The sequence below is a fragment of the Asanoa sp. NPDC050611 genome (assembly GCF_040654855.1).
Classification (GTDB): domain Bacteria; phylum Actinomycetota; class Actinomycetes; order Mycobacteriales; family Micromonosporaceae; genus Asanoa.
On the sequence record NZ_JBFAIU010000229.1, the window covers coordinates 1 to 12,293 of the forward strand.

Here is a 12,293-nt window from a genome sequence, read left to right on the forward strand (position 1 = left end):
ACTCACCGCGCATCCCTTGCGGTGTGTAATGGGAAGGGAGACCGTCTTGCGCTCTGTGCGTGGGATGCGGATCGTCGCAAGGAGAGCTACGTCTGGGCGTTCATCGCCGCGCTGTTCACCTTCATCGCCGGCGCCGGGTTCTCCATCGAGCGCGGCATCGAGACGATCCTCGGCGGCGAGGACGCCGGCGACTTCCTCGTCGCGTACATCGTGCTGATCGTCTCGGCGGTCCTCGAGGGCATCTCCTTCATCCGGGCGCTGCGCCAGGTGCGCGGCGAGGCCACCCGCTGGCGCACCTCGCCGTTCCGGTTCCTGCGGGCCACGCCGGACACCGCGGTCAAGGCGGTCTTCCTGGAGGACAGCGCGGCCCTGGTCGGTCTCGCCCTGGCCGCCGGCGGCCTCGGGCTGACGGAGGCGACCGGCGACCCGGTCTGGGACGGCATCGCCTCCATCGGCATCGGCATCCTGCTCCTGTTCGTCGCCGCCACGCTCTCGGTGGCCAACGTCTCGCTGCTGGTCGGCCGGGCCGTGCCGCGCCGGCTGCACCAGCGGCTGCGCGCGGAGCTGTCGGAGGTGCCCACCGTCGAGCGGGTCGACCAGCTGCTGACCATGCAGCTCGGCCCGGAGGACGTGCTGGTCGCCGCCAAGATTGACTTCAACGACGACGCGACCGGCGCCGACATCGAGGCCGCCGCCGACGCCGCCGAGGAGCGGCTGACCAGCATCTACCCGTCCATCCGGTACGTGTTCCTGGATCCCACCCGCGGCCGCGCGGGACGCGGGCGCCCGGACCGGTAACCTTTCCTGCCATGGTCAGGTGGCGCAGCGGTGTGGTCGCGGAGGTGCGGCGCCGCTGGCGCGGCGCGGTCGAGCTGGCGGTGACCGTGGACGGCGCGCCCACCCGGGCGCTCGCCTATCCGGCGCTGGTCGGCGACCCGGAGCCCGGCGACCGGGTGCTGCTCAACGTCAACGCCCAGCTCATGGGCCTCGGCACCGGCGGCTACGCGCTGGTGGTCGCGCTGCCCGACCGGCTGCCGCCGGACCCGCCCGGCGCCGGCACCGACCGGGCGGGCGGGCACGTGGTCAAGGCCCGCTACACGCCGCTGCAGGCGATCGTCCGCGGCGTCGAGGAGCCGACCTCCCCGCACCACGCCGCGATCGCGGCCGCCGACACGCTCGCCGGGATGCCGGTCGTCACCGCCGACCTGCACTCGGCATTGCCGGCCGTCGTCGCCGGCATCCACGCCGACCACCCGACCGCCCGGATCGCCTACGTGATGACCGACGGCGGCGCCCTGCCGGCCTGGTTCTCCCGCACCCTGGACGGCCTGCGCGACCGGCTGGCCGGCACGGTCACGGTCGGTCAGGCGTTCGGCGGCGACCTGGAGGCGGTCACCACCCACAGCGGTCTGCTCGCCGCCCGCTACGCCCTCGGGGCCGACGTCGCGGTGGTCACGCAGGGCCCCGGCAACCTCGGCGCGGGGCTGCCCTGGGCGTTCTCCGGCGTGGCCGTCGGCGAGGCGGTCAACGCGGCCGCCGCGCTCGGCGGGCGGGCGGTGGGCGCCCTGCGGATCTCCGACGCCGACCCGCGGGACCGGCACCAGGGGATCTCACACCACAGCCTGACGGCGTACGGGCGGGTCGCGCTCGCACCCTGCGACCTGCCGCTGCCCGACGGGCTCGCGGAGGCGTTGGCCGCCCGGGTCGAGACCCAGCTCGGGGACCTCTCGGTGCGGCACCGGATCGTCCGGGTGTCCACGGCCGGCCTGGACGCGGCCCTGCGGGACTCCCCCGTGCCGCTGTCGACGATGGGCCGGGGGCTGGACGCCGACCACGGCTATTTCCTGACCGCGGCCGCCGCGGGCCGCCACGCGGCGGGGCTAGCTGCCGGTCAGGAAGATGATCAGCAGCCAGCCGACCAGCACCGCGACCAGTAGCGCGGCGAGCACCCAGGTCGGCACCTTGTAGTCGCCGCGCCGGTTGCGCTCGATCTCGTCGCGCACCTTCTGCTGGCGCTTCTGCAGCCAGCCCTGGCGGATGATCTCCGGCCGGGTCTCGGGCATGGACACGCCGGATTTGCGGGTGGCGTCGGGCCACTCCTCCTGCTGCGGGGCGGTGGCGCGCTGCGGCGGGGCGCTGTCGCGCTGCTCGGGGACCGTCATGGTGCCCCAGAGCGTACCCGGATGTCTCACATGCTGGCGATCAGGCGTTCTACGCGCTCGTCGTACGCCCGGAACGGGTCCTTGCAGAGCACCGTGCGCTGCGCCTGGTCGTTGAGCTTGAGGTGCACCCAGTCGACGGTGAAGTCGCGCCGCTTCTCCTGGGCGTGCCGGATGAACTCGCCCCGCAGCCGCGCCCGGGTGGTCTGCGGCGGGGTCTCCTTGGCCTCGAAGATCTCCAGGTCGGTGGCGACCCGGTCGACCTGGCCGCGCTTCTCCATGAGCCCGTAGAGCCCGCGCCCGCGCCGGAGGTCGTGGTAGGCGAGGTCCATCTGCGCGATCCGGGGGTGGGACAGGGGGAGGTCGAACTTGTCCTGGTAGCGCTCGATCAGCCGGAGCTTGGTCACCCAGTCGATCTCGCGGGACACCGGCTCCAGATCGCCGGTCTCGATGGCCCGCAGGACCCGGCCCCACAGCTCGACGACCCGCTTGGCGGTCTGGTCGCCGCCGCGGCGCTCGACGAACTCGGTGGCCTTCGCGAGGTATTCCTGCTGGATCTCGAGGCCGCTGATCTCCTTGTTGTTGGCGAGGCGGACCTTGCGGCGGCCGGTCACGTCGTGGGAGACCTCGCGGATGGCCCGGATCGGGTTCTCCAGCGAGAGGTCGCGCATCACCACGCCGGCCTCGATCATCCGCAGCACGATGTCGGCGCTGCCGACCTTGAGCAGCGTGGTGACCTCGTTCATGTTGCTGTCGCCGACGATCACGTGGAGGCGGCGGTAGCGCTCGGCGTCGGCGTGCGGCTCGTCGCGGGTGTTGATGATCGGCCGGGACCGGGTGGTCGCCGAGGAGACGCCCTCCCAGATGTGCTCGGCGCGCTGCGACAGGCAGTAGACGGCGCCCCTGGGCGTCTGCAGGACCTTGCCGGCACCGCAGATCAGCTGCCGGGTCACCAGGAACGGGATCAGGACGTCGGCGAGCCGGCCGAACTCGCCGTGCCGGGAGACCAGGTAGTTCTCGTGGCAGCCGTACGAGTTGCCGGCCGAGTCGGTGTTGTTCTTGAAGAGATAGATCTCGCCCGCGATGCCCTCGTCGTGCAGCCGCTTCTCGGCGTCGACGAGCAGCCCCTCGAGGATCCGCTCACCGGCCCGGTCGTGCGCCACCAGGTCGGCGACCGAGTCGCATTCCGGGGTGGCGTATTCCGGGTGGGAGCCGACGTCGAGGTAGAGGCGCGCGCCGTTGCGCAGGAAGACGTTGCTCGACCGGCCCCACGAGACCACCCGCCGGAACAGGTAGCGCGCCACCTCGTCCGGCGACAGCCGACGCTGCCCCCGATAGGTGCAGGTGACCCCGTATTCGGTCTCGAGCCCGAAGATTCGCCGCTCCATAGCAAGACATTAGCCGGGAAACCCGGTCGGTGGTCAGTGCCGCGACGCGCCGTCATCGTCACGATGGCGGAAAAGATTCACCGGGTACGCTTGGCGCCCGGTTCGTACGGTTTCTACAGGCTCTGAATGTACGCCCGGCAGGCGGCGTAGTCCGGCAGAAGGCCAGTTTCCATCGCCCGCGCGAGGGACGGGGCGGCCTCGTCCCGGGCCGACAGGATCGGCGCCCCGGTCGGCCAGTCGATCGCCAGGTCCGGGTCGAGCGGGTGCACGGTGTGCTCCCCCGCCGGGTTGTAGCCGGTCGAGCAGAGATAGGCCAGCGTCGCGTCGTCGGTCAGGGCGCAGAAGCCGTGCCCGAGCCCCTCCGGGAGGTAGACCGCCCGCCGGTCGACCTCGTCGAGCCGGACCGCCTCCCAGCGGCCGAACGTCGGCGAGCCGACCCGGACGTCGACCACCACGTCGACCACGGCGCCGCGTACACAGGTGACCCACTTGGCCTGACCGGGCGGCACGTCGGCGAAGTGCACGCCGCGGACCACGCCCCGGGCCGAGACCGACATGTTGGCCTGGGCGAGGGTGAACGGGTGGCCGGTGGCCGCCGCGAACGCCTCGGCCTTGAACCACTCCAGGAACAGCCCGCGTGGGTCGCCGTGCTGCTGCGGCGTGACCTCCAGGGCACCCTCGATGCCCAGCTCACGGATCTTCATGCCAGCGTTCCGCCCTTCTCCGCGAGGAGGCTCAACAGGTAGGTGCCGTAGCCGCTCTTGGTGAGCGGGGTGGCCAGCTCGCGCAGCGCCGCGTCGTCGATCAGGCCGGCCCGCCAGGCCACCTCCTCGACACAGCCGATCTTGAGACCCTGCCGTTCCTCGATCACGCGTACGTAGTCGGCGGCCTGCATCATCGACGTGAACGTGCCGGTGTCGAGCCAGGCGGTGCCCCGGTCGAGGACCGTGACGGTCAGCTCGCCCCACTCCCGGTAGGCCTCGTTGACCGCGGTGATCTCCAGCTCGCCACGGTCGCTCGGCTTGAGCCCGCGGGCGATCTCCACGACCCGGTTGTCGTAGAAGTAGAGGCCCGGCACCGCGTACCGGGACTTGGGCACCGCGGGCTTCTCCTCGATCGAGAGCACCTTGCCGTCGGCGTCGAACTCGACGACGCCGTACTCGCGGGGATTGGCCACCGGGTAGGCGAAGACGCGCCCGCCGACGAGCTCGTTCGTGTCGGAAAGCTGACGGCCGAGCCCGACGCCGTGGAAGATGTTGTCGCCGAGGATCAGCGCGACCGACTCGTCCCCGATGAACTCCTCGCCGAGCAGGAACGCCTGTGCGATGCCCTCGGGGCGCGGTTGCGCGACGTAGTCGATCCGGAGGCCGAACCGACTGCCGTCGCCCAGTAGGCGGCGGAATTGTGCCTGGTCATCGGGGGTGGTGATGATCAGGATCTCGTCGACGCCGGCCATCATCAGCGTTGACAGCGGGTAGTAGATCATCGGTTTGTCGAACACCGGCATGAGCTGCTTGGACACGGCCATCGTGATCGGCCACAAGCGCGAGCCCGTGCCGCCCGCCAGAAGAATCCCTCGCACGGCGCGCAGCCTATAGCCCTTGGGCTCGGATTTGGATCACGCACCGCGCGGGCATGTGCGGGCCGCGACGTCGCGTAGACTCCCGAAGCCGTGAGGATCCTCGTGACCGGCGGTGCCGGGTTCATCGGTTCGGAGTACGTCCGGATGCTGTTGACCCCGGGCGCGGGGCCCGACCTGGCCCCGAGCGCGGTGACCGTGCTCGACAAACTGACCTATTCGGGCAATCGCGCCAATCTGGCCCCGATCGCCGACGACCCGCGGCTGCGCTTCGTGCACGGCGACATCTGCGACGCGGCCCTCGTGGACTCGGTGGTCCCCGGCCACGACGTGATCGTCCACTTCGCCGCGGAGTCGCACGTGGACCGCTCGATCGCGGGAGCGGCGCCGTTCGTGACCACCAACGTGCTCGGCACGCAGACGCTGCTGGACGCGGCGCTGCGGCACGGGACGGGGCGGTTCGTGCACGTCTCGACCGACGAGGTCTACGGGTCGATCGCCACGGGCTCGTGGACCGAGGACTGGCCGTTGGCGCCGAACTCGCCGTACTCGGCCTCGAAGGCGGGTTCGGACCTGCTGGCGCTGGCCTACCACCGCACGCACGGCATGGACGTGGTCGTCACCCGCTGCTCCAACAACTACGGGCACTACCAGTTCCCGGAGAAGGTCATCCCGCTGTTCGTGACGAACCTGCTCGACGGCGGCACGGTGCCCTTGTACGGCGACGGCGGCAACATCCGCGACTGGCTGCACGTGCACGACCACTGCGTCGGGATCGCGCTGGTGCAGGACAAGGGGCGGCCCGGCGAGGTCTACCACATCGGTGGCGGCACCGAGCTGACCAACAAGGAGCTGACCGGGCTGCTCCTGGCCGCGTGCGGTGCGACCTGGGACCAGGTGGTGCCGGTGGCGGACCGGAAGGGGCACGACCGGCGCTACTCGCTGTCGATCGCGAAGATCCAGGCCGAGCTGGGGTACGCGCCGAGCGTCGACCTCGAGTCCGGGCTGGCCGCGACGGTGGCCTGGTACAAGGTGAACCGGGCATGGTGGGAGCCGCTGAAGGCGGCCAGTTCCCGATGACCAAGGTGTTGGTGACCGGCGCCGGCGGGATGCTGGGGTCGGACCTGGTGGCCGTGCTCTCCGACCTGCCGGCGTTCACCGTGACCGCGGCCCGGCGCGCCGATCTCGACCTCGCCGATGCGGCGGCGGTGGCCGCCGCGGTGCCCGGGCACGACGTGGTGATCAACGCGGCCGGCTGGACGGACGTCGACGGCGCGGAGACGTCCGAGGAGGCCGCGACCCTGGTCAACGGCACCGCGGTGGCATCGATGGCGGCGGCGTGCGCGTCCTCGGGTGCGCGGCTGGTGCACGTCTCCACCGACTACGTGCTCTCCGGCACGGCGTCGTCGCCCTATCCGGAGTCGGCCGTTCCCGCGCCGGTCAACGCCTACGGGCGCAGCAAGCTCGCCGGTGAGCGGGCGGTGCTGTCCGTGCTGCCCGCCGCCGGGTACGTCGTGCGGACCGCCTGGCTCTACGGGGCACACGGGCGGAACTTCGCGGCGACGATGCTCCGGCTGGCGGGTTCGCGGGAGACCGTGGACGTGGTCGACGACCAGTGGGGGCAGCCGACGTGGTCGCTGGCGCTGGCCCGGCAACTGGTCACGCTGGCGTCGTGCTCCTCGGCGCCGCCGGGGATCTACCACGGGACGGCGTCCGGTTCGACGACGTGGTACCACTTCGCCCGCGCCGTGTTCGCGCTGAACGGGCTGGACGCCGACCGGGTGCGGCCGACGACCAGTGCCGCCTTCGTCCGGCCGGCCGTGCGGCCCACGTACAGCGTGCTGGGCCATGATCGTTGGGCGGCGGCCGGCCTGGCGCCGATGGCATCCTGGCAGACCTCGCTGGCCGCGGCGGTCGCGGCAGGAGCGGTCGTTGCTGGCTGAGCACTGGCCGCTGCTCGGGTTGCGGGTCCGGCTCGGCTCACTGGAGCTGCGCCCGCCCTCGGACGCCGACCTGGCGGCGTTGGCGGCGCTGGCCTACGACGGGGTGCAGAAGCCGGGGGCACGGACGTTCCTGACGCCGTGGACGGACCTGCCGCCCGCGGCGCGGGCCACACACGTGGTGCGGTCCGAGTGGTCCAGCCGCGGCGATTGGACGCCCGACGACTGGTCGCTCGGCCTGGCCGTGGTCGTCTCGGGCGTGGTGGTCGGCATGCAGGCCCTGCGGGCGTCGTCCTTCGGGCTGCTGCGCGAGGTGGGCACGTGGTCGTGGCTGGGCCTCGTCCACCAGGGCCGCGGCACCGGCACCCTGATGCGGCAGGCGGTGCTGCACCTGGCGTTCGAGGGCCTGTCGGCCACGCATGCCGCGACGGCGTCGTTCGTCGACAACCCGGCGCCGCTGGCCGTGTCGCGCAAGCTGGGCTATCTCGACGACGGCATCACCCGCGACCTCCTGCACGGCGAGGTGGTCGTGTCGCAACGGCTGCGACTGACCCGCGACCGCTGGGCGTCCCTGCCCCGCCCCGAGGTCTCGCTGCACGGCCTGACGCCGTGCCTGCCGCTCTTCGGGGCAGCCTGAGGTTACGCGGGCGCGGCCTTGCGGTCGTAGCCGTGGAACTTCGACCAGTCCCCCGCGTCCCACGCCTCGCGCAGCCCGGGTGCGCTCAGGTCCCAGTCGGGCCGGATCTCGGCCGTGGCCTCGCGCAGGTCCCGCCAGAGGTCGGCGATCGAGGGCCGGCCCCAGAACCAGTAGCCGTTGTAGACGCTGTGCACGACCAGGCCCGGCTTGAGCACCAGCGTGTGCGGGATCATCGGGTCGTTCTCGGGGTCGGTGTACTCCTGGATGTCCAGGTCCCGCTGCACCGTCCGGCCCGGGTCGGAGAGGAACGGCCACTGGGCGCCCACGGAGGCCCGGAACTCCTGCAGCCTGTGGTGGTCGTCGGTCGCGATGGTGACGATCTGGGTGTACGCGACCGCGATCTTGGGCTGGAACGCCGCCAGCTCGAGATGCTGCTGGTGTTCCTTGGGGCAGTAGTGACCACGGGCCAGCGTGAGGATCATCGGGTCGTCACCCTGCAGCTCGCTGAGCCGGCGCACGGTGTCGGTGTGGTCAGGCAGGGCGTAATCCGGAAAGGTTCCGCCCGGAATGATGTCGCTGCGCATAGCCCCACCGTACGCACGACCAGGCACCGAGAAGCCCCGCTCCGGTGCGGAGCGGGGCTTGCTATTCGAGGTCGGCGGAGCCGGCCGAGGAGGTCGGCTTGTCCGGGCCCGGCGCCGGGGGCTTGGCGGAGCCGTTGTTGCCCTCGGCGGCCTTGTCGTCGGCGGACTCGGTGCCGTTCTTCGCGGGCGTCGCGGCGGCGGTGCCGCCGCCGTTGCCGTTGCCGTTGCCGTTCAGGAGGTTCGTCAGGACCGAGCCCGTCAGCCGCCGGAAGGTGCGGCCGCGGCGGGCACGGTCGAGGATGGCGACCTCGAGCTGGTTGGCGGCGATCGTCCGGGACGCTCCCCCGTCACCACCCACGCTGCTCAGCGCCCTGACGGCCAGCTTGACCGCGTCGGCCAGCGACATGTCGCTCTTGTGCGCGCCCTTCAGCACGTTGGCGATGGCCTCGGCCGAGCCGCCCATCGCCATGTAGCCCGGCTCGTCGTTGACCGAGCCGTCGTAGGCCAGCCGGTAGATCTGGTCGTCGGTCGGCGTCGGGCCGACCTCGGCCACGCAGATCTCCACCTCGAACGGCTTCTGCTGATCGCTGAAGATGGCGCCGAGCGTCTGCGCGTAGGCGTTGGCCAACGCCAGGCCCGTGACGTCGCGGCGGTCGTAGCTCAGGCCGTCGAGATCGGCCTTGCGGACGCCGGCGCGGCGGAGGTTCTCGAACTCGTTGTAGCGCCCCACCGCGGCGAAGCCGATGCGGTCGTAGATCTCGCTGATCTTGTGCAGCGAGCTCGACAGGTTCTCGGCGACGAACAGGATGCCGCCGGAGTACGTCAACGTCACCGCGCTGCGGCCCCGGGAGATGCCCTTGCGGGCCAGCTCCGAGCGGTCGCGCATGATCTGGTCGATGTTGGTGTAGAACTGCATCGCCACGGCAGCGGCTCCTAGCGGTGGTCGTGATCGGTGGACAAGGAACTCAGCCGCCCGGGTTCTCCAGGCGACCCGACACCACGGCGTTGGCCACGGTCGCGGTCTCCTCGTCGGTCAGGCGGTGGGTGCCCTCGGCCGTCGCGGTCATCACGACCGGGAAGATCCGCCGGGCCATGTCAGGACCGCCGGTGGCGGTGTCGTCGTCGGCCGCGTCGTAGAGAGCCTCGACGGCGAGCCGGGTCGCGTCCTCGACCGACAGGCCGGCACGGAACCGCTTCTTGAGCGCGGCGTTGGCGAAGATCGAGCCGGAGCCGATCGCGTCGTAGCCCGCGCGCTCCTCGTAGGGGCCGCCGGTCACGTCGTAGCTGAAGATCCGGCCCGCCCGCGCCGGGTCGCCGGCCGACAGGTCGAAGCCGGCGAACAACGGCACCACGGCCAGGCCCTGCAGCGCGGCGCCCAGGTTGCCGCGGATCATCGCGGCGAGCCGGTTGGCCTTGCCGTCGAGCGAGAGCATCGCGCCCTCGATCTTCTCGTAGTGCTCGAGCTCGACCTGGAACAGCCGCATCAGCTCGATGCCGACGCCGGCGGTGCCGGCGATGCCGACCAGGGAATATTCGTCGGCCGGGTGGACCTTCTCGATGTCGCGGCTGGCGATGAGGTTGCCCATCGTCGCGCGCCGGTCGCCGGCCATCACGACGCCGCCGACGGCGGTGATCGCGACGATGGTGGTCGCGTGCGGTGCCACGTCGCCGCTGATGCCGGGCGGCAGCGGCCGGCGGCCGGGCAGGAGCTCAGGAGCCACCTGGCTCAGGAACTGCGTGAACGACGAGGTGCCCGAGTTCGTGAACGCGTCGGGTAGGCGCCCGGAAGGATCGAATCCCGCTGCCACGTGGTCCCTTTCAGATGTAGGCGCCGATGATCCGGCGCTGGAGCAGACTAACCCCCGTCCGGCACGGACGCGACGATCCGCGCCCAGAGAGCCCGGACGGCAATGGTTACGGCGCCGCGGGACATACCCGCCGCGCCGCACCAAACCGGACTGAAGCCTACTGGCCGCCCTTTTGGACGTACCCCCTCACGAACTCCTCGGCGTTCTCTTCCAGAACCGAGTCGATCTCGTCAAGCAGGTCGTCAACGTCTTCGGTGATCTCTTGCTGCCGTTCGGCCACCTCGGGGTTGGCCTCGGTGGTGACGTCCTCAACCTCTTGGTCGCGGCGGGCCTTGCCCGACTGCGACTGGCCGCCGCTGTCCCGAGTTGCCATGCGTGCCCTCCCTCAACAGGCCTCAGATGTGCCTGCGAAAAACCTACCTCGCCGATGCGACAATCCGTCCCGCCGAACGCGATGTTTCGCGCACGGCGGACGGTTCAGGGACAATGCCAGACCCTGACGGGGTACGCACGGCGACGCGCGGGGCCATCAGCCCCCGGTGATCGCCTCGAGCAGGTCCTTGGCGCTCGGGCAGCGGTCGAACAGCGCACCGACGTGCTTCCTGGTGCCGCGCTCGGGCTCCATCATGGGCACCCGGACCAGCGACTCGCGCCCGACGTCGAAAATCACCGAATCCCAGGACGCGGCCACCACCTCGGACGGATACTGCGCGAGGCACCGACCGCGGAAGTAGGCGCGGGTGTCCTCCGGTGGCTCCACCATGGCCGTACGCGTCTGCTCGTCGGTCAGCAGCGTCTTCATCGCGCCGCGGGCGACCAGCCGGTGGTAGAGGCCCTTCTCCGGGCGTACGTCGCTGTACTGCAGGTCGATCAGCTGCAGCTTCGGCGACGCCCACGCGAGGTTCTCGCGGTCGCGGTAGCCCTCCAGGAGGCGCAGCTTGGCCACCCAGTCGAGCTCGTCCTGCGCGGACATCGGGTCGCGGCCGAGCTTGTCGAGGATGCCCTCCCAGCGGTTGAGCACCTCGACGGTGTCCTCGTCGGCGTCGCTGCCGAACCGGTCGTCGACGAACGCCTTGGCCCGCTCGAAGTACGCCCACTGCAGGTCGAGCGCCGTCAGCCGGCGCCCGTCGCGCAGCCGCATGCGGTGCGTCAGCGTCGTGTCGTGGCTGACCGCCTTGAGCTCCGCCACCGGGTCGGCGATGCCGAGGTCGGGTGTGAGGACCTTCTCCTCGATCATCGTGAGGACGAGCGACGTCGTGCCCACCTTGAGGAAGGTGGAGATCTCCGACAGGTTGGCGTCACCGATGATGACGTGCAGCCGACGGTACTTGTCGGCGTCGGAATGCGGCTCGTCGCGGGTGTTGATGATCGGCCGCTTCAGCGTGGTCTCCAGCCCGACCTCGACCTCGAAGAAGTCGGCGCGCTGGGTGAGCTGGTAGCCGGGCTGGGAGCCGTCCTGGCCGATGCCGACCCGGCCGGCGCCGGTGAACACCTGGCGGGTCACGAAGAACGGGGTCAGGTAGGCGACGATGTCGGCGAACGGGGTCTGCCGGCGCATGAGGTAGTTCTCGTGCGCGCCGTAGCTGGCACCCTTGTTGTCGGTGTTGTGCTTGTAGAGGTGGATGGGGTGCGTGCCCGGGATCGTGGCGGCCCGGCGCGACGCCTCGGCCATCACCCGCTCGCCCGCCTTGTCCCAACGGACGAGGTCCATCGGGTTGGTCACCTCGGGCGTCGAGTATTCGGGGTGCGCGTGGTCGACGTAGAGCCGGGCGCCGTTGGTCAGGATGACGTTGGCCAGCCCGAGGTCCTCGTCGGCCAGCGCCTCGGCCGGGTCGTAGGCGGCACCCGAGTAGGTGAAGCCCCGCGCGTCCCGCAGCGGCGACTCCTCCTCGTAGTCCCAGCGCGCCCGCCCGCCGCGCGTCAGCTCGGGTCGGGCCCCGTAGGCGTTGACGACCTGCGACGACGTCACCATCGGGTTGGCTCCGGCCTGGCCCGGCACCGAGATCCCGTATTCGACTTCGGTGCCCATGATTCGCCGTACCGTCACGTCGCCACCTCGTTCCGCTGCCCCATGACGTCAAAGCGTAGTCCGAAGGGACCCCGGACCGCCCCCGGGCCGCGTGCGAATCTCCGGCACCGGGCCGCAACAGCCGCACCAACGGACGGCCACGCCCTCGCGCCGGGGCCGCGGGACGGCC

The 12,293-nt window shown here is 71.2% G+C and carries 14 protein-coding genes; 5 read left to right on the top strand and 9 right to left on the bottom strand.

The window, feature by feature from the left end; all coding sequences use genetic code 11:
* Both AB0H87_RS28410 and AB0H87_RS28415 read left to right on the top strand, forming a co-directional pair.
* On the top strand, positions 1–798 hold a 798-nt coding region (locus AB0H87_RS28410), incomplete at its 5' end, for a cation transporter (protein WP_360152084.1).
* 11 nt (positions 799–809) lie between these two features.
* Positions 810–1,937, top strand: coding sequence for a DUF3866 family protein (locus tag AB0H87_RS28415; RefSeq protein WP_360152087.1), 1,128 nt, complete (start codon positions 810–812; stop codon positions 1,935–1,937).
* Here AB0H87_RS28415 and AB0H87_RS28420 read toward each other — a convergent pair.
* The 4 genes from AB0H87_RS28420 to rfbA form a co-directional block, all read right to left on the bottom strand.
* Entirely contained in the window at positions 1,881–2,063 is a 183-nt protein-coding gene (locus AB0H87_RS28420) for a hypothetical protein (protein ID WP_360152118.1), read from the bottom strand. The two genes, AB0H87_RS28415 and AB0H87_RS28420, sit on opposite strands and share 57 nt — an antisense overlap.
* Positions 2,064–2,188: 125 nt before the next feature.
* Positions 2,189–3,547, bottom strand: a complete 1,359-nt coding sequence (gene pafA, locus AB0H87_RS28425; RefSeq protein WP_360152090.1) for a Pup--protein ligase — start codon at positions 3,545–3,547, stop codon at positions 2,189–2,191.
* A 113-nt stretch (positions 3,548–3,660) separates the two neighbouring features.
* Positions 3,661–4,251 carry a dTDP-4-dehydrorhamnose 3,5-epimerase gene (gene rfbC / locus AB0H87_RS28430; protein ID WP_360152093.1) on the bottom strand — a complete coding sequence of 197 codons (591 nt, stop codon included), beginning with the start codon at positions 4,249–4,251 and terminating at the stop codon, positions 3,661–3,663.
* Entirely contained in the window at positions 4,248–5,129 is an 882-nt protein-coding gene (gene rfbA / locus AB0H87_RS28435) for a glucose-1-phosphate thymidylyltransferase RfbA (RefSeq protein WP_360152096.1), read from the bottom strand. Before rfbA ends, rfbC begins: the two co-directional genes overlap by 4 nt.
* 90 nt (positions 5,130–5,219) lie before the next feature.
* Here rfbA and rfbB point away from each other — a divergent pair, with 90 nt between their 5' ends.
* Genes rfbB through AB0H87_RS28450 form a run of 3 tightly spaced genes read left to right on the top strand, consistent with a single transcriptional unit; the run spans position 5,220 to position 7,703 of the window.
* Positions 5,220–6,206 carry a dTDP-glucose 4,6-dehydratase gene (gene rfbB / locus AB0H87_RS28440; protein ID WP_360152099.1) on the top strand — a complete coding sequence of 329 codons (987 nt, stop codon included), beginning with the start codon at positions 5,220–5,222 and terminating at the stop codon, positions 6,204–6,206.
* A complete protein-coding gene (rfbD, locus tag AB0H87_RS28445; RefSeq protein ID WP_360152101.1) occupies positions 6,203–7,069 on the top strand; it encodes a dTDP-4-dehydrorhamnose reductase in 867 nt (288 codons plus the stop codon). Before rfbB ends, rfbD begins: the two co-directional genes overlap by 4 nt.
* Positions 7,059–7,703, top strand: a complete 645-nt coding sequence (locus tag AB0H87_RS28450; protein WP_360152103.1) for a GNAT family protein — start codon at positions 7,059–7,061, stop codon at positions 7,701–7,703. The genes rfbD and AB0H87_RS28450 overlap by 11 nt, the downstream gene beginning before the upstream one ends.
* A 2-nt stretch (positions 7,704–7,705) precedes the next feature.
* Here AB0H87_RS28450 and AB0H87_RS28455 read toward each other — a convergent pair whose 3' ends face one another.
* From AB0H87_RS28455 to dop, 5 genes are all read right to left on the bottom strand, one after another.
* Positions 7,706–8,287, bottom strand: a complete 582-nt coding sequence (locus tag AB0H87_RS28455; RefSeq protein WP_360152106.1) for a redoxin domain-containing protein — start codon at positions 8,285–8,287, stop codon at positions 7,706–7,708.
* 61 nt (positions 8,288–8,348) lie between these two features.
* The gene (gene prcA, locus AB0H87_RS28460; protein WP_360152109.1) at positions 8,349–9,209 is read right to left on the bottom strand and encodes a proteasome subunit alpha; all 861 of its coding nucleotides are present in this window, start codon (positions 9,207–9,209) and stop codon (positions 8,349–8,351) included.
* A gap of 43 nt (positions 9,210–9,252) precedes the next feature.
* Positions 9,253–10,095, bottom strand: coding sequence for a proteasome subunit beta (prcB, locus tag AB0H87_RS28465; RefSeq protein WP_360152112.1), 843 nt, complete (start codon positions 10,093–10,095; stop codon positions 9,253–9,255).
* A 157-nt stretch (positions 10,096–10,252) separates the two neighbouring features.
* Positions 10,253–10,468, bottom strand: coding sequence for a ubiquitin-like protein Pup (locus AB0H87_RS28470; protein ID WP_203716876.1), 216 nt, complete (start codon positions 10,466–10,468; stop codon positions 10,253–10,255).
* 156 nt (positions 10,469–10,624) lie between these two features.
* A complete protein-coding gene (dop, locus tag AB0H87_RS28475) occupies positions 10,625–12,142 on the bottom strand; it encodes a depupylase/deamidase Dop (RefSeq protein ID WP_360152115.1) in 1,518 nt (505 codons plus the stop codon).
* Positions 12,143–12,293 lie beyond the last annotated feature (151 nt).